Source organism: Arthrobacter sp. sptzw42 (assembly GCF_059089685.1).
Genome location: NZ_JBNHEX010000005.1, coordinates 291668 through 314854, shown reverse-complemented (window position 1 = coordinate 314854; position 23187 = coordinate 291668). Strand labels below are relative to the sequence as shown.

23 protein-coding genes are annotated in these 23187 nt (G+C 62.3%); 20 read left to right on the top strand and 3 right to left on the bottom strand.

The window, feature by feature from the left end; all coding sequences use genetic code 11:
- Window positions 1-109: 109 nt before the first annotated feature.
- Together AC5RT4_RS09240 and AC5RT4_RS09235 are read right to left on the bottom strand one after the other, a co-directional pair.
- Entirely contained in the window at window positions 110-610 is a 501-nt protein-coding gene (locus tag AC5RT4_RS09240; protein WP_494041968.1) for an aminoacyl-tRNA deacylase, read from the bottom strand.
- Window positions 610-1809 carry an acetyl-CoA C-acetyltransferase gene (locus AC5RT4_RS09235; RefSeq protein ID WP_494041967.1) on the bottom strand — a complete coding sequence of 400 codons (1200 nt, stop codon included), beginning with the start codon at window positions 1807-1809 and terminating at the stop codon, window positions 610-612. The genes AC5RT4_RS09240 and AC5RT4_RS09235 overlap by 1 nt, the downstream gene beginning before the upstream one ends.
- A gap of 419 nt (window positions 1810-2228) precedes the next feature.
- Here AC5RT4_RS09235 and rpoB point away from each other — a divergent pair, with 419 nt between their 5' ends.
- The 7 genes from rpoB (at window position 2229) to AC5RT4_RS09200 (ending at window position 14803) form a co-directional block, all read left to right on the top strand.
- Window positions 2229-5738 carry a DNA-directed RNA polymerase subunit beta gene (gene rpoB, locus AC5RT4_RS09230; RefSeq protein WP_494041966.1) on the top strand — a complete coding sequence of 1170 codons (3510 nt, stop codon included), beginning with the start codon at window positions 2229-2231 and terminating at the stop codon, window positions 5736-5738.
- A 105-nt stretch (window positions 5739-5843) separates the two neighbouring features.
- A complete protein-coding gene (locus tag AC5RT4_RS09225; RefSeq protein WP_494105529.1) occupies window positions 5844-9743 on the top strand; it encodes a DNA-directed RNA polymerase subunit beta' in 3900 nt (1299 codons plus the stop codon).
- Between the two features lie 351 nt (window positions 9744-10094).
- A complete protein-coding gene (gene rpsL, locus AC5RT4_RS09220; RefSeq protein WP_009358312.1) occupies window positions 10095-10469 on the top strand; it encodes a 30S ribosomal protein S12 in 375 nt (124 codons plus the stop codon).
- Between the two features lies 1 nt (window position 10470).
- Window positions 10471-10941 carry a 30S ribosomal protein S7 gene (rpsG, locus tag AC5RT4_RS09215; protein WP_026531948.1) on the top strand — a complete coding sequence of 157 codons (471 nt, stop codon included), beginning with the start codon at window positions 10471-10473 and terminating at the stop codon, window positions 10939-10941.
- A 69-nt stretch (window positions 10942-11010) separates the two neighbouring features.
- Window positions 11011-13125, top strand: coding sequence for an elongation factor G (fusA, locus tag AC5RT4_RS09210; RefSeq protein WP_494041964.1), 2115 nt, complete (start codon window positions 11011-11013; stop codon window positions 13123-13125).
- Between the two features lie 260 nt (window positions 13126-13385).
- Entirely contained in the window at window positions 13386-14576 is a 1191-nt protein-coding gene (gene tuf / locus AC5RT4_RS09205; RefSeq protein ID WP_163161890.1) for an elongation factor Tu, read from the top strand.
- Window positions 14577-14677: 101 nt separating this feature from the next.
- Window positions 14678-14803 carry a hypothetical protein gene (locus AC5RT4_RS09200; protein WP_494041963.1) on the top strand — a complete coding sequence of 42 codons (126 nt, stop codon included), beginning with the start codon at window positions 14678-14680 and terminating at the stop codon, window positions 14801-14803.
- 19 nt (window positions 14804-14822) lie between these two features.
- Here the strand turns inward: AC5RT4_RS09200 and AC5RT4_RS09195 are convergent, their stop codons facing one another.
- Window positions 14823-16259, bottom strand: coding sequence for a GH1 family beta-glucosidase (locus AC5RT4_RS09195; protein ID WP_494105528.1), 1437 nt, complete (start codon window positions 16257-16259; stop codon window positions 14823-14825).
- 399 nt (window positions 16260-16658) lie between these two features.
- Between AC5RT4_RS09195 and rpsJ the strand changes: the two genes are divergently transcribed.
- From rpsJ to rplN, 13 genes are all read left to right on the top strand, one after another.
- Window positions 16659-16967: a 30S ribosomal protein S10 gene (gene rpsJ / locus AC5RT4_RS09190; protein ID WP_003803825.1), complete on the top strand. Its 309-nt coding sequence runs from the start codon at window positions 16659-16661 to the stop codon at window positions 16965-16967.
- A gap of 17 nt (window positions 16968-16984) precedes the next feature.
- The gene (gene rplC / locus AC5RT4_RS09185) at window positions 16985-17635 is read left to right on the top strand and encodes a 50S ribosomal protein L3 (RefSeq protein ID WP_013601833.1); all 651 of its coding nucleotides are present in this window, start codon (window positions 16985-16987) and stop codon (window positions 17633-17635) included.
- A 4-nt stretch (window positions 17636-17639) separates the two neighbouring features.
- A complete protein-coding gene (gene rplD, locus AC5RT4_RS09180; RefSeq protein ID WP_494105527.1) occupies window positions 17640-18260 on the top strand; it encodes a 50S ribosomal protein L4 in 621 nt (206 codons plus the stop codon).
- Window positions 18257-18562: a 50S ribosomal protein L23 gene (gene rplW / locus AC5RT4_RS09175; protein WP_011692807.1), complete on the top strand. Its 306-nt coding sequence runs from the start codon at window positions 18257-18259 to the stop codon at window positions 18560-18562. Before rplD ends, rplW begins: the two co-directional genes overlap by 4 nt.
- A 29-nt stretch (window positions 18563-18591) precedes the next feature.
- Window positions 18592-19431 (top strand): 50S ribosomal protein L2, encoded by an 840-nt coding sequence (gene rplB / locus AC5RT4_RS09170; RefSeq protein WP_309073219.1) that lies wholly within the window; start codon window positions 18592-18594, stop codon window positions 19429-19431.
- A gap of 12 nt (window positions 19432-19443) precedes the next feature.
- Window positions 19444-19725 (top strand): 30S ribosomal protein S19, encoded by a 282-nt coding sequence (rpsS, locus tag AC5RT4_RS09165; RefSeq protein ID WP_003803803.1) that lies wholly within the window; start codon window positions 19444-19446, stop codon window positions 19723-19725.
- Between the two features lie 38 nt (window positions 19726-19763).
- The gene (gene rplV, locus AC5RT4_RS09160) at window positions 19764-20129 is read left to right on the top strand and encodes a 50S ribosomal protein L22 (RefSeq protein ID WP_306634843.1); all 366 of its coding nucleotides are present in this window, start codon (window positions 19764-19766) and stop codon (window positions 20127-20129) included.
- Complete coding sequence (gene rpsC / locus AC5RT4_RS09155) at window positions 20130-20963, top strand: 30S ribosomal protein S3 (protein ID WP_494105526.1); 834 nt, start codon at window positions 20130-20132, stop codon at window positions 20961-20963.
- Window positions 20964-21380 carry a 50S ribosomal protein L16 gene (rplP, locus tag AC5RT4_RS09150; protein ID WP_050054315.1) on the top strand — a complete coding sequence of 139 codons (417 nt, stop codon included), beginning with the start codon at window positions 20964-20966 and terminating at the stop codon, window positions 21378-21380.
- A gap of 2 nt (window positions 21381-21382) precedes the next feature.
- The gene (gene rpmC, locus AC5RT4_RS09145) at window positions 21383-21712 is read left to right on the top strand and encodes a 50S ribosomal protein L29 (protein ID WP_163161897.1); all 330 of its coding nucleotides are present in this window, start codon (window positions 21383-21385) and stop codon (window positions 21710-21712) included.
- The gene (gene rpsQ / locus AC5RT4_RS09140) at window positions 21709-22014 is read left to right on the top strand and encodes a 30S ribosomal protein S17 (protein WP_091415064.1); all 306 of its coding nucleotides are present in this window, start codon (window positions 21709-21711) and stop codon (window positions 22012-22014) included. Before rpmC ends, rpsQ begins: the two co-directional genes overlap by 4 nt.
- 389 nt (window positions 22015-22403) lie before the next feature.
- Entirely contained in the window at window positions 22404-22538 is a 135-nt protein-coding gene (locus AC5RT4_RS09135; protein ID WP_494041960.1) for a hypothetical protein, read from the top strand.
- A 278-nt stretch (window positions 22539-22816) separates the two neighbouring features.
- The gene (gene rplN, locus AC5RT4_RS09130; protein ID WP_009358299.1) at window positions 22817-23185 is read left to right on the top strand and encodes a 50S ribosomal protein L14; all 369 of its coding nucleotides are present in this window, start codon (window positions 22817-22819) and stop codon (window positions 23183-23185) included.
- The last annotated feature ends 2 nt before the right edge of the window (window positions 23186-23187 follow it).

Here is a 23187-nt window from a genome sequence, read left to right as displayed (position 1 = left end):
GAAAAGCCCCGTCCACGTTTGTGGGCGGGGCTTTTTGCGTCCCAATGCAAGTAGTGCCCAGCGCGTTTCCGGGGGTCGGAACGGCGGGTGGCGAAACCTGGTTGGAGCGTCAGGCGGGGTCGCTGATGTCCGCGACGACAGCGCGCAGCGCACCTGTGAGGGCGTCTGCGTCCACGAAGGCGCTGTAGCCGTGCGCGCCGGCTCCCATCGAGATCCTCCGCCCCGTGATGGTGGCGTCCGCGTATACCGGCCACGCGTTGGTGCTGCCCAGCGGGGTGATGGTGCCGCGTTCGTAGCCTGTTGCATCCAGCGCCACTTCCGCCGCCGGCAGGGAGAGCTTGTTGACGCCCACGAGGTTCCGGAGCTTCGGCCAGGAGATCTGGCGGTCACCGGGGATCAGGGCGAACAGGAACGAGCCGTCCTTGTGCTTGACCACCAAGGACTTCACGATGTCCGCGGGCGTGATGCCCAGGATGCCCGCCGCCTCCGCCAGGCTTTTAGCCTGCGGCCTTTCCACCACGTCCACCTGAAGCCCGCGGGCGGCGGCGTCGGCAAGGAACCTCTCCCTGCCGGCGCCGCCAGGGGCAACGATGGAGGCGTCGTCCGCCATCAGTCGCGGTACAGCAGGAGCGCTTCGCCCTGCCCGCCGCCGCCGCACAGGGACACCGCGGCTTTGCCCGTACCGCGCCGCTTGAGCTCGTGTGCAGCGTGGGTGGCCAGCCGGGCCCCGGATGCGCCGATCGGGTGTCCCAAAGCGATGGCGCCGCCGTGGATGTTGCACTTCTCGAGGGGGTAGTCCAGGTCCTGCAGGGACTGCACAGCGACGGATCCGAACGCTTCGTTGATCTCGATGAAGTCCAGGTCCGCGGTAGTCCAGCCGGCCCGGCCAAGGGCGTTCATGATGGCATTGGACGGCTGCGAGTGCAGGGAATTGTCCGGCCCGGCCACTTGCCCCGGCTTGCCCACCACTGCCAGGTACTCCAGCCCGTTTTCCTCGGCAAAGGCGCGGGAGGCAAGGACCAGGGCAGCGGCGCCGTCGGACAGGGGAGAGGAGTTGCCGGCCGTGATGGTGCCGTCAGTAACGAAGGCGGCGCGCAGCCCGGCCAGGGACTCAACGGAGGCGTTGGGACGCACCCCCTCGTCAGTGGACACTACGAGCGGATCTCCCTTGCGCTGCTTCACGCTGAGGGGCACGATCTCGTCGTCGAATGTTCCGTTTTTGGCTGCCAGCGCCGCGCGCTGGTGCGACTGGGCGGCCACGTTGTCCTGCGACGTCCTGTCGATGCCCAGGGCAAGGTTCCGGGTTTCGGTGGACAGGCCCATCGACTGGCCGTCAAAGGCGTCGGTGAGCCCATCGTGTGCAGCTGCGTCCAACGCCTGGATGGAACCGTAGGTCCACCCCTGCCGGGACCCTGGAAGCAGGTGCGGTGCCCGGGTCATGGACTCCTGTCCGCCGGCCACCACCACGGATACCTCCCCGCCGCGGATCATCCGCGCGGCGTCTATCACCGCAGTCAATCCTGAGAGGCAAACCTTGTTTACGGTCACAGCAGGGACATTCCACCCGATGCCGGCGGCGATGGAACTCTGCCGTGCCGGGTTCTGCCCCGCCCCTGCCTGAAGGACCTGTCCCATGATGACCGCCTCCACCTGGCCGGCGTCCACGCCGCTGGCCGCCAGTGCTGCCCTGATGGCGTGGGCGCCGAGGTCCACGGCCGTAAAGCTTGCCAGCTGGCCGTTGATCCGGCCCGTCGGCGTACGAACTGCTGCGAGGATGACAACGTCAGTGTTGTCTGCGGAGTTGCCCATGTTTATCTCTCCCAATTTGATCCGCTGTAGGCCACCAAGGCTATCGTGACGCGGCTCACCTAACTATCCCAACGTCCGCGCCGCCAGGTGCATTCCGGGCGGGGCGGGGATTCCGTGGGCGGCGCCGGGGTGAGTCAGTGAAACCGGTGCTTGCAATCGCGCCGGATGTGGGGTAGACATGTAGGTTATTTTGCCGTATCGTAGATATTTGCGTCTTCCCTGTTTACCTTCAGCCTTCATATAGCGGTGGGCTTTCGCCTGGCAGCTGGCAATCAACGTGCCGTCAACAACGTCACAGCATGGTCAGCACCGGCCCCGGGTCATATAGCGGAACCGGATGGTAGCACTGCGGAGTCATTCTGCAGGGTGCACAGCGGGGGAGATCTGAAAACGCCTGAAGGTCTGTGGAAGGATCCCTCTTGGTCGCCTCGAGCACCTCTAATAACGAAACCGCTAACACCGCCGACAGCACTGATGGTGCCACTCGCCGGCTCTCATTCGCAAAGATTCACGAACCTCTTGACGTTCCGAATCTGCTTGCCCTCCAGACTGACAGCTTCGACTGGCTGGTTGGAAACGAACGCTGGCAGGCGCGCGTAGCGAAGGCTGTCGAAGAAAACGATCTTAGCGTCGCCACCACGTCCGGACTCTCGGACATCTTCGAAGAGATCTCCCCGATTGAGGACTTCCAGGGCACCATGTCCCTGAGCTTCTCCGATCCGGAGTTCGCTGACCCCAAATACACCATGGCCGAGTGCAAGGACCGGGACGCAACGTACTCGGCACCGCTGTACGTCAAGGCCGAGTTCATGAACAACAACACGGGCGAAATCAAGCAGCAGACCGTGTTCATGGGCGACTTCCCGCTGATGACCGAGAAGGGCACCTTCGTGGTCAACGGCACCGAGCGTGTCGTCGTCTCCCAGCTGGTCCGTTCCCCGGGCGCCTACTTCGAGCGTGCCGCCGACAAGACCAGCGACAAGGACATCTTCACCGCGAAGATCATCCCGTCCCGCGGCGCCTGGTTCGAGCTCGAAATCGACAAGCGCGACCAGGTGGGCGTTCGCCTCGACCGCAAGCGCAAGCAGTCCGTCACTGTCCTGCTGAAGGCCCTCGGCTGGACCGAAGGCCAGATCCTCGAAGAGTTCGGCCAGTACGACTCCATGCGGGCAACCCTGGAGAAGGACGCCACCGAAACCCGCGAAGACGCGTTGCTGGACATCTACCGGAAGCTGCGCCCGGGCGAGCCGCCCACCGTCGAGGCTGCCCAGTCCCTGCTGGACAACCTGTACTTCAACTCCAAGCGCTACGATCTGGCCAAGGTTGGCCGCTACAAGATCAACCGCAAGCTTGGCATCGACCGCTCCCTTGGCGACAAGGAAGCTTCGGTCCTGCATGTTGACGACATCGTTGCCATGATCAAGTTCCTCGTTGCGCTGCACGCCGGCGAGAAGACCATCAAGGGCACCCGCGACGGCCAGGAAGTGGACCTGCGCGTCGAAATCGACGACATCGACCACTTCGGCAACCGCCGCATCCGCGCCGTCGGCGAGCTCATCGAGAACCAGGTCCGCACCGGCCTGTCCCGCATGGAGCGCGTTGTCCGCGAGCGTATGACCACCCAGGACGTCGAGGCCATCACGCCGCAGACCCTGATCAACATCCGCCCCGTGGTCGCAGCGATCAAGGAGTTCTTTGGAACTTCCCAGCTGTCCCAGTTCATGGACCAGAACAACCCTCTCTCGGGCCTGACCCACAAGCGCCGCCTGTCGGCCCTTGGCCCCGGTGGTCTGTCCCGTGACCGCGCCGGCATGGAAGTCCGTGACGTGCACCCGTCCCACTACGGACGCATGTGCCCCATCGAAACCCCTGAAGGCCCGAACATTGGTCTGATCGGTTCGCTGGCATCCTATGGACGCATCAACCCGTTCGGCTTCATCGAGACGCCGTACCGCCTGGTCAAGAACGGCGTCGTTTCCGACGACGTCCAGTACCTGACGGCCGACGACGAGGCTGAGGTGCTGATCGCCCAGGCCAACGCGCCGCTGGACGAGAACAAGAAGTTCGCCGAAGACACCGTCCTGGTCCGTGCCCGTGGTGGTGGAGGCGAGCCTGTCCTGGTTCCCGCCGAGGACGTCGAGTTCATGGACGTCTCCCCGCGCCAGATGGTGTCCGTGGCTACCGCCCTGATCCCGTTCCTCGAGCATGACGATGCAAACCGCGCACTCATGGGTGCCAACATGCAGCGCCAGGCTGTGCCGCTGGTCCGTTCCGAGGCTCCGTTCGTGGGCACCGGCATGGAGCGCGCCGCAGCTGTCGACGCCGGCGATGTCACCATCGCGAAGAAGGCCGGTGTGGTCACCGAGGTTTCCGCTGAGCTGGTCATCATGCTCAATGATGACGGCACGGAAACCAACTACCGCATCAACAAATTCGCCCGCTCCAACCAGGGCAACTGCTACAACAACCGGGTCCTGGTGAACGAAGGCCAGCGCCTGGAAGTTGGCGGCATCATCGCCGACGGCCCGGCAACGGACCAGGGCGAGCTCGCCCTGGGCAAGAACCTGCTCGTGGCATTCATGTCATGGGAAGGCCACAACTTCGAGGACGCCATCATCCTCTCGCAGCGCATTGTTGCCGAGGACGTTCTTTCCTCCATCCACATCGAGGAGCACGAGATCGATGCCCGCGACACCAAGCTTGGTGCCGAGGAAATCACCCGTGACATCCCCAACGTGTCCGAGGAAGTCCTGGCGGGCCTGGACGAGCGCGGCATCATCCACATCGGTGCCGAGGTTGAAGCCGGCGACATCCTGGTTGGAAAGGTCACCCCGAAGGGTGAAACCGAGCTGACCCCGGAAGAGCGCCTGCTGCGCGCCATCTTCGGTGAGAAATCCCGCGAAGTCCGTGACACCTCCCTGAAGGTGCCCCACGGCGAGTCCGGCACTGTCATCGGCGTGCGCGTCTTCGACCGCGACAACGACGACGAGCTGCCCCCGGGCGTGAACCAGCTGGTCCGCGTTTACGTGGCCGCAAAGCGCAAGATCACCGACGGCGACAAGCTCGCCGGCCGCCACGGCAACAAGGGCGTTATCTCCAAGATCCTCCCGATCGAGGACATGCCCTTCCTTGCCGACGGCACCCCTGTTGATATCGTCCTGAACCCGCTGGGTGTCCCGGGCCGTATGAACGTGGGCCAGGTGCTCGAAACTCACCTCGGCTGGGTCGCCAAGACCGGCTGGAAGATCGAAGGCGAGCCCGAGTGGGTCAAGCAGTTGCCGAACCTGCCGCGCGAGAGTGGCCAGACCACTGTTGCAACGCCGGTGTTCGACGGCGCCCGTGAAGAGGAAATCACGGGCCTGCTGGATTCCACCAACGTGACCCGCGACGGCCAGCGCCTGATCGACTCCTCCGGCAAGACCCGTCTGTTCGACGGCCGCTCCGGCGAGCCGTTCCCGGATCCGATCTCGGTCGGCTACATGTACATCCTGAAGCTCCACCACCTGGTGGACGACAAGATCCACGCGCGCTCCACCGGCCCGTACTCCATGATCACGCAGCAGCCGCTGGGTGGTAAGGCACAGTTCGGTGGCCAGCGCTTCGGTGAAATGGAAGTGTGGGCGCTCGAAGCTTACGGCGCCGCCTACACGCTCCAGGAGCTCCTCACGATCAAGTCTGACGACATCCATGGTCGCGTGAAGGTCTACGAAGCCATCGTCAAGGGCGAGAACATCCCCGAGCCGGGCGTTCCCGAGTCCTTCAAGGTCTTGATCAAGGAAATGCAGTCGCTGTGCCTGAACGTGGAAGTCCTCTCCACGGACGGAACCACAATTGAAATGCGTGACTCTGATGACGCAGTCTTCACCGCTGCGGAAGAACTGGGCATCGATCTGTCTCGTGCAGAGCCCAGTTCGGTAGAAGAGGTTTAGCAGGGGACTTGCGGCGGCGGGTTCGCACCCGTCGTCGCAAGTCACCTCCCTCTTCCCGTAACCCAAGACTTCAGAATTTAGAGAACAAGAGAGAACAGGGACCATATGTCCAGCGAATCCTCCTTCGGCCTCATGCAAATCGGCCTCGCAACCGCGGAAGACATCCGCGGCTGGTCTTACGGCGAGGTTAAGAAGCCGGAAACCATCAACTACCGCACCCTCAAGCCCGAGAAGGACGGACTCTTCTGCGAGAAGATCTTCGGCCCGTCCCGGGACTGGGAGTGCTACTGCGGCAAGTACAAGCGCGTGCGCTTCAAGGGCATTATCTGTGAGCGTTGTGGCGTTGAAGTCACCCGTGCCAAGGTCCGCCGTGAACGCATGGGCCACATCGAACTGGCCGCGCCGGTCACGCACATCTGGTACTTCAAGGGTGTTCCCTCCCGTTTGGGCTACCTTCTTGACCTGGCACCGAAGGACCTCGAGAAGGTCATTTACTTCGCTGCCTACATGATCACCAGCGTCGACGAAGCTGCCCGCCACGAGGAACTGCCCAACCTGCAGGTTGAGCACGACATCGAGAAGAAGCAGCTCATCGACAACCGCGACTCCGACATCGCGGCGATCGCCCGTGACCTCGAAGGCGAAATTGCCCGCCTCGAGGGTGAAGGCGCGAAGGCTGCGGACAAGAAGAAGGCACGCGACTCCGCCGACCGCCAGATGGCCAACGTGCGCAAGCGCGCTGACGCCGACATCGAGCGCCTCGAGCAGGTCTGGGACCGTTTTAAGAACCTCAAGGTCGCAGACCTCGAGGGTGACGAAGGCCTGTACCGCGAGCTGCGCGACCGCTACGGCATGTACTTCGAAGGCTCCATGGGTGCCGAAGCCATCAAGAAGCGTCTTGAAAGCTTCGACATGCAGGCCGAGTCGGACCTGCTGCGCGACATCATCGCCAACGGCAAGGGCCAGCGCAAGACCCGTGCCCTCAAGCGCCTGAAGGTGGTCAACGCGTTCCTGACCACCAACAACAGCCCGCTTGGCATGGTCCTCGACGCCGTCCCGGTGATCCCGCCGGAACTGCGCCCCATGGTCCAGCTGGATGGTGGCCGCTTCGCGACCTCCGACCTCAACGACCTGTACCGCCGCGTGATCAACCGCAACAACCGCCTCAAGCGGCTGCTTGACCTGGGTGCTCCGGAGATCATCGTCAACAACGAGAAGCGCATGCTTCAGGAAGCTGTTGACAGCCTCTTCGACAACGGCCGCCGCGGCCGTCCGGTCACCGGACCGGGCAACCGTCCGCTGAAGTCCCTGAGCGACATGCTCAAGGGCAAGCAGGGCCGTTTCCGCCAGAACCTCCTCGGCAAGCGCGTCGACTACTCCGGCCGTTCGGTCATCGTCGTCGGCCCGCAGCTGAAGCTGCACCAGTGCGGCCTGCCCAAGCAGATGGCCCTGGAGCTCTTCAAGCCGTTCGTGATGAAGCGCCTGGTTGACCTCAACCACGCCCAGAACATCAAGTCGGCCAAGCGCATGGTGGAACGCTACCGTCCGCAGGTTTGGGACGTGCTGGAAGAGATCATCACCGAACACCCGGTGCTGCTCAACCGTGCACCCACCCTGCACCGCCTCGGCATCCAGGCATTCGAGCCCCAGCTTGTTGAAGGCAAGGCAATCCAGCTCCACCCGCTGGTTTGTGGCGCCTTCAACGCGGACTTCGACGGCGACCAGATGGCAGTCCACCTGCCGCTGAGCCCCGAGGCCCAGGCTGAAGCCCGCATCCTGATGCTGTCCTCCAACAACATCCTGAAGCCCTCCGACGGACGCCCGGTCACCCTGCCTTCGCAGGATATGATCATCGGCCTCTACCACCTGACCACCAAGCGTGCCGGTTCAGCTGGCGAAGGCCGCGTCTTCGGGTCGGTTGCGGAAGCCATCATGGCGTTCGACGCCCGCGAGCTGCACCTGAACTCGCAGGTCAAGATCCGCCTGGAGGGCTTCGTGCCCTACGCCGGCTGGGAAGCCCCGGAAGGCTGGGAGCAGGGTCAGCCCGCACTCGTCCAGACCTCCCTGGGCCAGGTTCTCTTCAACGAGACCCTGCCCGAGGACTACCCCTGGGTTGAGGCTGTTGCCGACAAGGGCGAGCTGTCCCGCATCGTCAACGACCTCGCCGAGCGTTACCCGAAGGTTGTCACCGCAGCAACGCTGGACAACCTGAAGGATGCCGGTTTCTACTGGGCCACCCGTTCAGGCGTTACCGTCGCCATCTCCGACATCGAGGTTCCGGCCGCGAAGCCGCAGATCCTCGCCGGTTACGAGGAGCGGGCTGCCAAGATCCAGGGCCAGTACGACAAGGGCCTGATCGACGACGACGAGCGTCGCCAGGAACTGATCGAGATCTGGAACAAGGCAACCAACGAGATCGCCCAGGCAATGCGCGACAGCCTGTCGCCGATGAACACCATCAACCGCATGGTGTCCTCCGGTGCGCGTGGTAACTGGATGCAGGTCCGCCAGATCGCGGGTATCCGTGGCCTGGTGGCCAACCCGAAGGGTGAAATTATTCCCCGTCCCATCAAGTCCTCCTACCGCGAGGGCCTGTCGGTTCTGGAATACTTCATCGCCACGCACGGCGCCCGTAAGGGTCTGGCTGACACCGCCCTGCGTACCGCCAACTCGGGTTACCTGACCCGCCGCCTGGTGGACGTCTCGCAGGACGTCATCGTCCGCGAAGAGGACTGCGGCACCGAGCGCGGCCTGGTCACGCCCATCGCCGTCGCCGACTCCAACGGTGAACTGGTGCTGGACGAGAACGTCGAGAACAGCGCCTACGCACGTACGCTGGCTGTCGACGTCGTGGACTCCGAGGGCAACGTCCTCGCAGCCGCCGGCACCGACTGCGGTGACGTTGTCATTGCCGAGCTGTTCGCAGCAGGCATCACCGAGGTCAAGGTCCGCTCCGTACTCACCTGTGAGTCCAGCGTCGGCACTTGCGCCCTGTGCTACGGCCGCTCGCTGGCCACCGGCAAGACCGTGGACATCGGCGAGGCCGTGGGCATCATCGCCGCGCAGTCCATCGGTGAGCCCGGTACCCAGCTGACCATGCGTACGTTCCACACCGGTGGTGCAGTTTCCGCCAGCGGCGGCGACGACATCACCCAGGGTCTGCCCCGTATCCAGGAGCTTTTCGAAGCCCGTACTCCGAAGGGTGTTGCACCGATTGCAGAAGCAGCCGGCCGCATCACCATCGAAGAGTCCGAGCGCCAGATGCGCCTGGTCATCACTCCCGATGACGGAACCGAAGAGATCGCCTACCCGGTCCTGCGCCGTTCACGCCTGCTGATCGAAGATGGCGACCACGTCACCGTCGGCCAGAAGCTGATCAACGGACCGGTGGATCCCAAGCAGGTCCTGCGCATCATGGGTCCGCGTGCGGCACAGAAGTTCCTGGTGGACGAGGTCCAGGGCGTGTACCGCAGCCAGGGCATCGGTATCCACGACAAGCACGTCGAGGTTATCGTCCGCCAGATGCTGCGCCGCGTCACGGTCATCGAGTCCGGCGAATCGGACCTGCTGCCCGGCGAGCTCGCCGAGCGCAGCCGCTTCGAGGACGCCAACCGCCGTGTTGTCTCCGAGGGCAAGGCGCCGGCATCCGGACGTCCTGAGCTCATGGGCATCACCAAGGCGTCCCTGGCCACCGAGTCCTGGCTGTCCGCAGCTTCCTTCCAGGAGACCACCCGCGTCCTGACGCAGGCGGCCATGGAAGGCAAGAGCGATCCGCTGCTCGGCCTCAAGGAGAACGTCATCATCGGTAAGCTGATCCCGGCCGGCACGGGCCTCCCGCGCTACACCGAGGTCACCGTGGAGCCCACTGAAGAAGCAAAGGCCAACCTGTTCACCGGCCCCAGCGCATTCAGTGACTTCTCGTACGACACCCTGGGCGGCGACGGAGCTCCTGAGTTCCACGCCATCCCGCTGGATGACTACGACCTGGGCAACGACTTCCGCTAAAGGCAGTCAGCGTTCCTGAAAGGCCCCGCCTCAACCTGCTCTAGGCAGGGGGAGGCGGGGCCTTTCGTATACACCCGATTAAGGCTCAGGATCAAGCCGTGCTAGAATTTTGGTAATTGTTCTGTGTGGCAGTGGATGAAGGCCGCCGCAGCATCATTTTGGTTTTGTTCTCATGATGCTGGGTGTGAGCTTGTTTCCGGGTTGCGGGCTAGGTGCGCAACGAATGCCACTCTTTTGCACGCCTCGGCACGATTCGAGACACCAAGGCTGCAGGGACAACGCCAAAACCGACGCAGTGACGGCTGACGCCTGAATGTTCCGGTCGAGATCAAACCAACGGAGAACACGAGAGTGCCTACGATTAACCAGCTGGTCCGCAAGGGCCGCACGCCTAAGGTCTCCAAGACCAAGGCCCCCGCGCTTAAGGGCAGCCCGATGCGCCGCGGTGTTTGCACCCGCGTTTACACCACCACCCCGAAGAAGCCGAACTCGGCTCTGCGCAAGGTGGCACGTGTGCGCCTCAACGGCGGTGTCGAAGTAACGGCCTACATCCCCGGTGTGGGACACAACCTGCAGGAGCACTCCATTGTGCTCGTTCGCGGCGGTCGCGTGAAGGACCTCCCGGGTGTCCGTTACAAGATTGTCCGCGGCGCCCTCGATACCCAGGGTGTCAAGAACCGTAAGCAGGCCCGCAGCCGCTACGGCGCAAAGATGGAGAAGAAGTAATATGCCTCGCAAGGGTCCGGCCCCCAAGCGGCCGCTCGTACTAGATCCCGTTTACGGCTCCCCGCTGGTCACCCAGCTCATCAACAAGGTGCTCGTTGACGGCAAGAAGTCCACGGCAGAGCGCATCGTCTACGGTGCCCTCGAAGGCGCACGCGCCAAGTCCGGCGGCGACCCCGTAGCAGCCCTCAAGAAGGCCATGGACAACGTCAAGCCTTCCCTCGAGGTCCGCTCACGCCGCGTCGGCGGCGCCACCTACCAGGTTCCGGTTGAGGTCAAGCCGGGCCGCTCCACCGCACTCGCCCTGCGCTGGCTGGTTGGCTACTCCAAGGCCCGCCGCGAAAAGACGATGACCGAGCGCCTCCAGAACGAAATCCTGGATGCCTCAAACGGTCTCGGTGCCGCTGTGAAGCGTCGCGAAGACACCCACAAGATGGCCGAGTCCAACAAGGCCTTCGCACACTACCGCTGGTAATACTTCCCGTACGCCGCCGGCCCTTCCAGGCCGGCGGCGAACGTGTAGTCCATCCGAAAGGGAGACACCGTGGCACAGGACGTGCTTACCGACCTTAGTAAGGTCCGCAACATCGGCATCATGGCCCACATTGATGCCGGCAAGACCACCACCACCGAGCGCATCCTGTTCTACACGGGTGTGAACCACAAGATCGGCGAAACGCACGACGGCGCTTCGACCACTGACTGGATGGAACAGGAAAAGGAACGCGGCATCACCATCACGTCTGCCGCCGTGACCTGCTTCTGGGAGAACAACCAGATCAACATCATCGACACCCCCGGCCACGTTGACTTCACCGTTGAGGTTGAGCGCTCCCTGCGCGTCCTCGACGGTGCCGTCGCCGTCTTCGATGGCAAGGAAGGCGTTGAGCCGCAGTCTGAAACCGTTTGGCGCCAGGCTGACAAGTACAACGTTCCGCGCATCTGCTTCGTCAACAAGATGGACAAGCTCGGTGCCGACTTCTACTTCACCGTAGACACCATCATCAGCCGCCTCGGCGCCAAGCCGCTCGTTATGCAGCTGCCCATCGGTGCCGAGAACGACTTCATCGGCGTCGTGGACCTGCTCTACATGCGCGCACTGGTGTGGCCCGGCGATGCCAAGGGTGACGTGACCATGGGTGCCAAGTACGAGATCCGCGAGATCCCGGCTGACCTCCAGGAAAAGGCCGAAGAGTACCGCGCAAACCTCGTTGAGACGGTTGCAGAGTCCTCCGAGGAACTCATGGAGAAGTACCTCGAGGGTGAAGAAATCTCGATCGACGAGCTCAAGGCCGGCATCCGCAAGATGACGATCAACTCCGAGCTCTACCCGATCTTCTGCGGTTCCGCCTTCAAGAACCGCGGCGTTCAGCCCATGCTCGATGCAGTCGTGGACTACCTGCCGAACCCGCTCGACGTCCCCCCGATGGTCGGCCACGATCCTCGCGACGAAGAGAAGGAACTGACCCGCAAGCCTTCCTCCGAAGAGCCGTTCTCCGCACTGGCCTTCAAGATTGCTGCGCACCCGTTCTTCGGCCAGCTCACCTTCATCCGCGTGTACTCCGGTCACGTGGAAGCAGGCGCCCAGGTGGTCAACTCCACCAAGGGCAAGAAGGAGCGCATCGGCAAGCTGTTCCAGATGCACGCCAACAAGGAAATGCCTGTTGAGGGCGCTACCGCCGGCCACATCTACGCAGCCATCGGTCTGAAGGACACCACCACGGGTGACACCCTGTGTGATTCCAGCAACCAGATCGTACTTGAGTCCATGAGCTTCCCGGAGCCCGTGATCTCGGTTGCCATCGAGCCGAACACCAAGGGTGACCAGGAGAAGCTCTCCACGGCCATCCAGAAGCTCTCCGCTGAGGACCCCACCTTCCAGGTGTCCCTCAACGAAGACACCGGTCAGACCATCATCGCCGGCATGGGCGAGCTCCACCTGGACATCCTGGTGGACCGCATGCGCCGCGAATTCAAGGTCGAGGCAAACGTGGGCAAGCCCCAGGTTGCCTACCGCGAAACCATCAAGCGCGCCGTCGAACGCCACGACTACACGCACAAGAAGCAGACCGGTGGTTCGGGTCAGTTCGCAAAGATCCAGATTGCGATCGAGCCGCTGGACACCGCCGAGGGCGAGCTGTACGAGTTCGAGAACAAGGTCACCGGTGGCCGCGTTCCCCGCGAGTACATCCCGTCTGTTGACGCTGGTATCCAGGACGCGCTGAACGACGGCGTCCTCGCCGGCTACCCGGTTGTGGGCATCAAGGCCACGCTGGTTGACGGCGCGTACCACGATGTTGACTCGTCTGAAATGGCGTTCAAGATCGCCGGCCGTATGGCTTTCAAGGAAGCCGCACGCAAGGCAAACCCGGTTCTGCTCGAACCGCTGATGGATGTAGAGGTCCGCACCCCTGAGGAATACATGGGTGAAGTTATCGGTGACCTCAACTCCCGCCGTGGCCAGATGCAGTCCATGGAAGATGCACAGGGCGTCAAGGTCATCCGTGCGCACGTTCCGCTGTCCGGCATGTTCGGCTACATCGGTGACCTGCGTTCGAAGACCCAGGGCCGTGCTGTGTACTCCATGACGTTCAACAGCTACGCCGAGGTCCCGAAGGCAGTTGCCGACGAGATCATCCAGAAGACCCGTGGCGAATAGTCTCCGGACTTTCGCAGCGAACAAACTCGGGTGTGCTTCCGGTTGACGGAGGCCCGCCTGGTGCAGGTGGCCGGTACGGCCGGATTCATCCGGACAAGCCGGATTCCGGCCATCTGCGCGAACAGGCTCTAGGGACTAGTATTAGTTCCTGAATCTGCAATTTCAGTAATCCAAAGCCCCCCAAGTAGACTTACCTGAGTTTCTGCCGCTACAAGAGCGGCAGAAGGGTATGTCATTTGAAAACGTTCTAGGAGGAACCTGTGGCAAAGGCAAAGTTCGAGCGGACTAAGCCGCACGTTAACATCGGCACCATTGGTCACGTTGACCACGGTAAGACGACGTTGACGGCCGCCATTTCCAAGGTGCTGTACGACAAGTACCCGACTCTCAACGAGAAGCGTGACTTCGCGTCGATCGACTCTGCTCCCGAAGAGCGTCAGCGCGGCATTACCATCAACATCTCCCACGTTGAGTACCAGACCGAGAAGCGCCACTACGCACACGTAGACGCCCCCGGTCACGCTGACTACATCAAGAACATGATCACCGGTGCTGCCCAGATGGACGGTGCAATCCTCGTGGTTGCCGCCACTGACGGCCCGATGGCTCAGACCCGCGAGCACGTTCTGCTCGCCCGCCAGGTTGGTGTTCCCTACCTGCTGGTCGCACTGAACAAGTCCGACATGGTTGACGATGAGGAACTGCTGGACCTCGTTGAAATGGAAGTTCGTGAGCTCCTCAGCTCGCAGGGCTTCGATGGCGACGAAGCACCGGTTGTCCGCGTTTCCGGCCTGAAGGCACTGGAAGGCGACCCGGAGTGGGTCAAGTCCGTTGAGGACCTGATGGCTGCTGTGGACGAGTCTGTTCCGGACCCCGTACGTGACCGTGATAAGCCGTTCCTCATGCCTATCGAGGACGTCTTTACCATCACCGGCCGTGGCACCGTTGTTACGGGCCGCGCCGAGCGTGGAACCCTCGCCATCAACTCCGAGGTCGAGATCGTCGGCATCCGCCCGGTCCAGAAGACCACGGTTACCGGTATCGAGATGTTTCACAAGCAGCTCGACGAAGCATGGGCCGGCGAGAACTGTGGCCTCCTGCTCCGCGGTCTGAAGCGCGATGACGTAGAGCGTGGCCAGGTTGTCGTCAAGCCGGGTTCCATCACCCCGCACACCGACTTCGAGGCAAACGTCTACATCCTCTCCAAGGACGAAGGCGGACGTCACAACCCGTTCTACTCCAACTACCGCCCGCAGTTCTACTTCCGTACCACGGACGTAACCGGCGTTATCACCCTGCCCGAGGGCACGGAAATGGTTATGCCTGGCGACAACACTGAGATGACCGTTGCGCTCATCCAGCCCATCGCTATGGAAGAGGGCCTCGGCTTCGCAATCCGCGAAGGCGGCCGCACCGTTGGTTCAGGACGCGTTACCAAGATCAACAAGTAATTCCAGTTGAACTGAAGAACAGCCCCGCTGCTACAGCAGCGGGGCTGTTCTTTTTGGTTAACCCCACCCTGATACTGTTGCTTGACCGAAAGGAGTTCATCATGGGATGGCTTATTTTTCTGATCATCGCGGTGGCCGTGGTGGCGGGTGTCTTCTGGGCTAAAAAGCACTTTCGCCGCGAGATTGACCGCGCCAAGCGGATCAACCGGGCAAACAAAAACCAGTAACGGCTTTCGGCGGCAGGGCTCAGCCCGCCGCGGCTTTCCTTGCCTTACTCAGGGCCTGGTACCAGTAAAAAGACTGCTTGGGCGTACGCTCCAGTGTTTCAAAGTCCACATGCACCAGGCCGAAGCGCTGTGAGTAGCCCGCCGCCCATTCAAAGTTGTCCATCAGGGTCCACACGTAGTAACCGCGCAGGTCCACGCCCGACGCCATCCCTCCGGGTGAGGTGGCGTCCAGCGCAGCCCGCAGGTGGGAAGCGATGTAGTTCACCCGTTCCTCGTCCTGGACGGGACCGGTGACACGCTCAGGTTCGGGGAAGCTCGCTCCACCTTCGGTGATGTAGACCGGCGGGAGCGCGTCACCGTACCGGTCCTGCAGTTCCTTGAGCAGGACACCCAAATGTTCAGGTGCCACGGGCCAGCCGAATCCAGTGCTGTCGTACTCTGGATAGCCCACCTCATGGAAGGGTAGCCGGGCAACTGCCTTGTGCGTATTGGCCGGTATGGGCGTCACGCCGCGGCCGATGGCAACCTTCACCGGGTAGTAGTAGTTCAGGCCGTAGAAATCGAGCGGCTGGTGGATGGTCCGCAGGTCGGCGTCGGAAAGCTTGCCAATGGAGCGCAGCCACGGCCTGGCATACAGCGGAAGGTTGGGGTAGCGGCCCAGCAGCACGGGATCAGCGTAGATGCGGTTCATCAGCAGGTCGTACATCGTTGCCACCAGCCTGTCACCAACGTTCCGGCTGGCTGGCCGGACCGGTGAGTGGAGGTTGGTAACGCCAACATCGCCCTTGACGCCGGCAGCCCGTAAAGCCTGTGCGCCCAGACCGTGGGCCAGGAGTTGGTGGTGGATGGCAGGCAGGGCATCGAACATGAGTGTCCTGCCGGGCGCGTGGACGCCCAGGGCGTACCCGTTCAGGGTCACCGACAACGGCTCGTTCAGCGTGACCCACTGCGCCACGCGGTCGCCGTAGCGTTCGCCGGCGGCGGCGGCATACTCGCCAAACCGCTCGGCTGTCTCACGGTTCATCCAGCCGCCGCGCTGTTCCAGCGGCAGAGGGGTGTCCCAGTGATAGAGGGTGGCCATGGGGGAGATGCCGGCAGCGAGCAGCTGGTCGATCAGCCGGTCATAAAAGTCCAGCCCCTCGGGATTCAGGCCTCCGCGCCCGTCCGGCTGGATGCGCGGCCAGGAGATTGAGAAGCGGTAGGAGTCCACGCCCAGTTCCTGCAGCAGGGCAACGTCCTCCGGCAGGCGGTTGTAGTGGTCGCAGGCCACAGCGGGGGAGTGCCCGTCCATAATGCTGCCGGGCTTCTCCGCGAAGGCGTCCCACCCCGAAGGACCCCTGCCCCCTTGAGTCAGGGCTCCCTCTATCTGGAAGGCTGCGGCTGCGACGCCCAGCATGAACGACGGCGGCATGCGGCTGGCCAGTTCAGTCACGGATTCGGTGCTCTCCAGCGTCATGCCCCTATCATCCAATCGGTTGTTGCCGTTGGCAATGACCCCGGAGCGGGGGAGGCAAAGGGCCGATTCGCTTCTGGCGCCGTAATCCGGCATACTAGATGAGTTGTTCAAGCGCTCTTTCGCGTCCCGATCCGGATAATGCCGGGTGTCAGGGTCCAGGTAAGAGCCCAAACATAACCCACTCCCCATGGAACTGCGGACGAGTACGCGCGGACAGCGCGACACGCCCGACCGCGGGGGTCGGTTGCGCCGGCAGGTTGAGGAACCCGGATTCATCCGGATTCAGCTTGTGCGGCGGGTGGTAGTTACGACTTCAAATGCTTCGGCAGCCGCACAACAGGTAAGTGAACAGGGCAGCCCTAATCAGGGGAAGCACAGACTGAAAGAGAGTCAGGCGACATGGCGGGACAAAAAATCCGCATCCGGCTGAAGTCATATGACCACGAGGTCATTGATGTTTCAGCACGGAAGATCGTTGAGACGGTCACGCGCGCAGGCGCAACTGTAGTTGGCCCCGTGCCGCTGCCGACGGAGAAGAACGTTTACTGCGTAATCCGCTCTCCGCACAAGTACAAGGACAGCCGCGAGCACTTCGAAATGCGCACGCACAAGCGTCTTATCGACATCATCGATCCCACGCCGAAGGCTGTTGACTCGCTCATGCGTCTCGACCTGCCGGCAGACGTGAACATCGAAATCAAGCTGTAGGGAGGTGCTGAGAGACTATGACCGCAACCCGTAACGTAAAGGGCCTGCTGGGCACGAAGCTCGGCATGACCCAGGTCTGGGACGAGAACAACAAGCTCATCCCCGTCACTGTGGTCCAGGCAGATTCAAACGTCATCACCCAGCTGCGCAACGCAGAAGCTGATGGCTACGTAGCCGTACAGATCGGCTACGGCCAGATCGATCCCCGCAAGGTCACCAAGCCGCTGGCTGGTCACTTTGAGAAGGCAGGCGTCACGCCTCGCCGCCACGTCGTCGAACTCCGTACCGCAGATGCTGCCGAGTACGAGCTGGGCCAGGAGCTCTCCGTAGAGGTCTTCGAAGCCGGCCAGAAGATCGACGTCATCGGCACCACCAAGGGTAAGGGCTTCGCCGGTGTTATGAAGCGTCACGGCTTCCACGGCGTTGGAGCTTCCCACGGTGCCCACAAGAACCACCGTAAGCCCGGTTCAATCGGTGGCGCATCCACCCCGAGCCGCGTCTTCAAAGGCATGAAAATGGCCGGCCGCATGGGCGCCGTTCGTCACACCACGCTGAACCTCACGGTCCACGCGGTTGACGTCGAGAAGTCGCTGCTCCTTATCAAGGGTGCCGTTCCCGGCGCCCGCGGCCAGGTCGTCCTCGTACGCACCGCCGTGAAGGGAGCCTAGTTCAATGGCTAACACTGTCCAGGTTGACCTGCCTGCAGAGATCTTCGACGTACAGACCAACGTGCCGCTGCTGCACCAGGTCGTCGTAGCCCAGCTCGCTGCTGCTCGCCAGGGTACCCACAAGACCAAGACCCGCGCTGAAGTTTCCGGTGCAGGACGCAAGCCGTTCAAGCAGAAGGGTACCGGCCGCGCCCGTCAGGGTTCCATCCGTGCTCCTCACATGACCGGCGGTGGCATTGTCCACGGTCCCACCCCGCGTGACTACAGCCAGCGCACCCCCAAGAAGATGATTGCTGCTGCACTGCGCGGCGCACTGTCCGACCGGGCGCGTAACGGACGCATCCACGTTGTTGCTGAACTGGTTGAGGGCACCAAGCCTTCCGCCAAGACTGCACTCGCAACCCTGCGCGGCGTTTCCGACCGCAAGAACCTGCTGGTTGTCATCGAGCGCGCCAACGACGTTGCTGCACTGTCCGTGCGCAACCTCGCCGGTGTTCACGTTCTGTACGCAGACCAGCTGAACACCTACGACGTTCTCGTGTCTGATGACGTTGTCTTCACCAAGGCTGCCTACGAAGCATTCGTTGCCGGCAAGGCAGCTAAGAACGAGGAGGATGCCAAGTGAGTGCAGCCACCATCAAGGATCCCCGCGACGTCGTGCTTGCACCCGTCGTGTCGGAAAAGAGCTACGGCCTGATCGACGAGGGCAAGTACACCTTCCTGGTGGACCCCCGGTCGAACAAGACCGAGATCAAGCTGGCCGTGGAGAAAATTTTCTCCGTCAAGGTCGAATCGATCAACACCATCAACCGTGCCGGTAAGCGCAAGCGCACCAAATTCGGATGGGGTACCCGCAAGAACACCAAGCGTGCGATTGTCACCCTCAAAGAAGGCACTATCGACATCTTCGGCGGTCCGCTCGCGTAGCGGAGACCACTTTAACGAGGAAATAAATTATGGGAATCCGTAAATACAAGCCGACTACCCCGGGCCGTCGTGGCTCGAGCGTAGCGGACTTCATTGAAATCACGCGGTCGACGCCGGAAAAGTCGTTGGTACGTCCGCTGCCCAAAAAGGGCGGCCGTAACAACACCGGTAAGATCACCACCCGTCACAAGGGTGGCGGACACAAGCGCCAGTACCGTCTTATCGACTTCCGTCGCCACGACAAGGACGGCGTCAACGCCCGCGTTGCTGAAATTGAGTACGATCCGAACCGTACGGCTCGCATCGCCCTCCTGCACTACGTTGATGGCACCAAGCGTTACATCATCGCGCCGAACAAGCTGGCCCAGGGTGACATGGTGGAAGCAGGTGCCAACGCTGACATCAAGCCTGGCAACAACCTGCCGCTGCGCAACATCCCCGTGGGTACCGTTATCCACGCAGTTGAACTGCGTCCGGGTGGCGGCGCCAAGATGGGCCGGTCCGCCGGTGCATCCATCCAGCTCGTTGCCAAGGAAGGCCGTTTCGCCCAGCTGCGTCTGCCTTCCGGTGAAATCCGCAACGTTGACGTGCGCTGCCGCGCAACCGTCGGCGAGGTGGGCAACGCCGAGCAGTCGAACATCAACTGGGGCAAGGCCGGCCGTATGCGCTGGAAGGGCGTTCGCCCGACCGTCCGTGGTGTCGCCATGAACCCGGTTGACCACCCGCACGGTGGTGGCGAGGGCAAGACGTCCGGTGGACGTAACCCCGTCAACCCGAACGGTAAGCGGGAAGGCCGCACGCGCCGCCCGAACAAAGAGAGCGACAAGCTTATTGTGCGTCGTCGTCGTACTGGCAAGAACAAGCGATAGGAGCCTGGACACATGCCACGCAGCCTGAAAAAAGGTCCTTTCGTTGACCAGCACCTCTTTGTGAAGGTAGCCAGGGAAAACGAAAAGGGCACCAAGAACGTCATCAAGACCTGGTCCCGCCGTTCGATGATCATCCCCGACATGCTCGGGCACACGATCGCCGTACACGACGGACGCAAGCACATCCCGGTGTTTGTCACTGAGTCGATGGTCGGGCACAAGCTCGGCGAATTCGCTCCCACGCGGACATTCCGCGGCCATGTCAAGGACGACCGTAAGGGCAAGCGCCGCTAGGCGCCTGCACTTACGTCAAAGACGAGAGAAGGAAAGCAATGGAAGCCAAGGCAATTGCGCGCCACATCCGCGTAACGCCTATGAAGGCCCGGCGCGTCGTCAACCTTGTTCGTGGTTTGCAAGCGAATGAGGCTCTGGCAATTCTGAAGTTTGCCCCCCAGGCAGCTTCGGAGCCGGTATTCAAGGTAGTTCAGTCGGCAATCTCCAACGCCCGGGTCCTCGCGGACCGCGACGGCGTGGCGTTTGACGAAGGCGACCTCATCATCAGCGCAGCGTTTGTTGATGAAGGCCCGACCATGAAGCGGTTCCAGCCGCGTGCCCAGGGTCGTGCATTTCAGATCAAGAAGCGCACCAGCCACATCACCGTGGTAGTCGCTACCCCGGAGAAAGAGGAGGCTCGCTAAGTGGGACAGAAAGTAAACCCGCACGGGTTCCGACTCGGCATCACCACCGATCACGTATCGCACTGGTTCGCTGACAGCACCAAGGCCGGCCAGCGGTACAAGGACTTCGTTCGCGAAGACATCCGCATCCGCCAGCTCATGTCCACGGGCATGGAGCGCGCCGGTATCGCCAAGGTTGAGATCGAGCGCACCCGTGACCGTGTCCGCGTGGACATCCACACGGCCCGCCCCGGCATCGTCATCGGCCGCCGAGGAGCAGAAGCAGACCGCATCCGCGGCGAGCTCGAAAAGCTCACCGGCAAGCAGGTTCAGCTGAACATCCTCGAGGTCAAGAACCCCGAGATGGAAGCCCAGCTTGTTGCCCAGGGCGTTGCTGAGCAGCTGACCTCACGTGTGGCTTTCCGCCGCGCGATGAAGAAGGCCATGCAGTCCGCGCAGCGTGCAGGTGCCAAGGGCATCCGTATCGCCTGCTCCGGTCGACTGGGCGGCGCTGAAATGTCCCGCTCGGAGTTCTACCGCGAAGGCCGTGTGCCCCTGCACACCCTCCGCGCGAACATCGACTACGGCTTCTACGAAGCCAAGACCACCTTCGGCCGCATCGGCGTGAAGGTCTGGATCTACAAGGGTGACGTCACCGCCAAGGAACTGGCCCAGCAGGCCGCTTCCGCCCCGTCCCGAGGCCGCTCCGGCGACCGTCCGGGCCGCCCGGGTGGCGCTGACCGTGGTGACCGCCGCCGTCGCAACGACCGTCCGGCCGCTGACGCAGCTTCAGCTGCCGAGGCTCCGGCAGCTGAAGCTGCAGCTCCGGCAGCAGCAGAAGGAGGACAGGCTTAAATGCTTATCCCACGTCGAGTCAAGCACCGTAAGCAGCACCACCCGGGTCGTTCCGGCGCTGCTACGGGTGGCACCAAGGTCACTTTCGGTGAGTACGGCATCCAGGCCCTGAGCCCGGCATACGTCACCAACCGTCAGATCGAGTCTGCCCGTATCGCGATGACCCGCCACATCAAGCGTGGCGGCAAGGTCTGGATCAACATCTACCCGGACCGTCCCCTGACCAAGAAGCCTGCCGAAACCCGCATGGGTTCCGGTAAGGGTTCACCGGAATGGTGGGTCGCAAACGTCAAGCCGGGTCGGGTTCTCTTCGAGATCTCCGGCGTCGAAGAATCGGTAGCACGCGAGGCCCTGCGCCTGGCAATCCACAAGCTCCCGTTGAAGGCACGCATTCTGCGTCGCGAAGGTGGTGAATAGAAATGGCAGTAGGATCCAAGGATCTGGCTCCCGCACAGCTGGACGGTTTCGACAACGAGCGTCTCGTTGAAGAACTCCGCAAGGCCAAGGAAGAGCTGTTCAACCTGCGTTTCCAGTCCGCCACCGGACAGCTGGAGAACCACGGCAGGCTGCGCGCGGTAAAGAAGGACATCGCCCGCATCTACACCGTTCTCCGTGAGCGCGAGCTGGGCATTCGTGCCGAGGTTGCCGCACCGGTTGTGGAAGCCAAGGAAGAAAAGAAGTCCAAGAAGGCAGCGACCAAGAAGGCCGACAAGGCTGAAACGGTTGAGACCGAGGAGGATGCCAAGTGAGTGAAAAGGACCAGAACGTGACGGAAACTGCTACCGCAGCCACGGCTGAGCAGCGCGGTTACCGCAAGACGCGTCGCGGCTACGTGGTTTCGGACAAGATGGAAAAGACCATCGTTGTCCAGGTCGAAGACCGCGTGAAGCACGCGCTGTACGGCAAGGTCATCCGCCGTACCTCCAAGGTCAAGGCCCACGACGAAGAGAACACCGCCGGCATCGGCGACCTCGTTGTCATCGCCGAGACCCGTCCACTGTCCGCCACCAAGAACTGGCGGCTCGTGGAAATCCTCGAGAAGGCCAAGTAGCACCTGCTGCTTCGGTAACCGGAAGCCCCCGCTCCCTTTGGGAAGCGGGGGCTTCCGCGTTAACGGCTGGACGGTGAGAGAGCGTCGGTGAAAAGGCGGCGGGGAGTGAGAGATCGTCGGTGAAAAGGCTGCAGGAAGTGAGAGAGCGTGCCGGCCTGCCGTGCACGACGGCGGCGTTGGGGTTTTTGGGGCATGCGGGGTAGTGGTGCCGAGGCAGGCCGAGAGGCTGCCCTGGATTGCGCCGTCGTTCCCTCTCAAACGCTCTCTCACTTATCGCAGGTATTGGACGAACGCTCTCTCAGTTACCGTCGCATTTTGAAGGACGCTTTATCACCTCACGTTGGTCAAGCTCAAGGAGTGAGAGAGCGTCGGTGAAAAGGCTGCAGGGAGTGAGAGAGCGTGCCGGCCTGCCGTGCACGACGGCGGCGCTCCGGGACTGGCGGGGGAGTGTCACCGAGGCGGGCAGAATGGAGGCTGCCGCGCGCGCCGCCGTCGTCCGTCTTGCAGGGGAGCGCCGGCGGTGATATGGGGTTGAACGGAAAACGTGCTAAGATTTTGAGTTTGTATGGCGCCTTTCGTGCGCCGACATCAAACCTCGTAAACAAGCGTGCCACAGCATAGTGCCCCCTTGCGCCCAGGATTTCCCTGGACCGGATGGGAGCAACTGCTTCTGGCACGGGAGTTTAGGCCTGGTCTGGCAAAATCCAGGCAGGTCAAGAGACACCCCGATCAACCGTTCCGCAAGGCTCATTCCGTAGGAAGATTTTCGGTCTGAGAACCGGCGCGACGCAAGGAGTAAATAGTGATTCAGCAGGAGTCGCGACTCAAGGTCGCCGACAACACGGGTGCTAAGGAAATCCTTACCATTCGCGTTCTCGGTGGATCTGGCCGTCGCTACGCAGGCATTGGCGACGTCATTGTCGCAACCGTCAAGGATGCAATCCCGGGCGGCAACGTAAAGAAGGGCGATGTTGTCAAGGCAGTCATCGTCCGTACCAAGAAGGAACGCCGCCGTGCGGATGGTTCCTACATCAAGTTTGACGAGAACGCAGCTGTGATTCTGAAGGGCGACGGTGACCCCCGCGGTACCCGTATCTTCGGACCGGTTGGTCGTGAACTCCGTGACAAGAAGTTCATGAAGATCGTTTCTCTGGCTCCGGAGGTGCTCTAGTC

What these genes read in the sequence shown, in the direction of transcription:
- AC5RT4_RS09240 (WP_494041968.1), bottom strand. Translation starts at nt 610, where the DNA reads ATGGCGGACGACGCCTCCATCGTTGCCCCTGGCGGCGCCGGCAGGGAG.
- AC5RT4_RS09235 (WP_494041967.1), bottom strand. Translation starts at nt 1,809, where the DNA reads ATGGGCAACTCCGCAGACAACACTGACGTTGTCATCCTCGCAGCAGTT.
- AC5RT4_RS09225 (WP_494105529.1), top strand. Translation starts at nt 5,844, where the DNA reads ATGTCCAGCGAATCCTCCTTCGGCCTCATGCAAATCGGCCTCGCAACC.
- rpsG (WP_026531948.1), top strand. Translation starts at nt 10,471, where the DNA reads ATGCCTCGCAAGGGTCCGGCCCCCAAGCGGCCGCTCGTACTAGATCCC.
- AC5RT4_RS09200 (WP_494041963.1), top strand. Translation starts at nt 14,678, where the DNA reads ATGGGATGGCTTATTTTTCTGATCATCGCGGTGGCCGTGGTGGCGGGT.
- AC5RT4_RS09195 (WP_494105528.1), bottom strand. Translation starts at nt 16,259, where the DNA reads ATGACGCTGGAGAGCACCGAATCCGTGACTGAACTGGCCAGCCGCATG.
- rpsJ (WP_003803825.1), top strand. Translation starts at nt 16,659, where the DNA reads ATGGCGGGACAAAAAATCCGCATCCGGCTGAAGTCATATGACCACGAG.
- rplC (WP_013601833.1), top strand. Translation starts at nt 16,985, where the DNA reads ATGACCGCAACCCGTAACGTAAAGGGCCTGCTGGGCACGAAGCTCGGC.
- rplD (WP_494105527.1), top strand. Translation starts at nt 17,640, where the DNA reads ATGGCTAACACTGTCCAGGTTGACCTGCCTGCAGAGATCTTCGACGTA.
- rplB (WP_309073219.1), top strand. Translation starts at nt 18,592, where the DNA reads ATGGGAATCCGTAAATACAAGCCGACTACCCCGGGCCGTCGTGGCTCG.
- rpsS (WP_003803803.1), top strand. Translation starts at nt 19,444, where the DNA reads ATGCCACGCAGCCTGAAAAAAGGTCCTTTCGTTGACCAGCACCTCTTT.
- rplV (WP_306634843.1), top strand. Translation starts at nt 19,764, where the DNA reads ATGGAAGCCAAGGCAATTGCGCGCCACATCCGCGTAACGCCTATGAAG.
- rplP (WP_050054315.1), top strand. Translation starts at nt 20,964, where the DNA reads ATGCTTATCCCACGTCGAGTCAAGCACCGTAAGCAGCACCACCCGGGT.
- rpmC (WP_163161897.1), top strand. Translation starts at nt 21,383, where the DNA reads ATGGCAGTAGGATCCAAGGATCTGGCTCCCGCACAGCTGGACGGTTTC.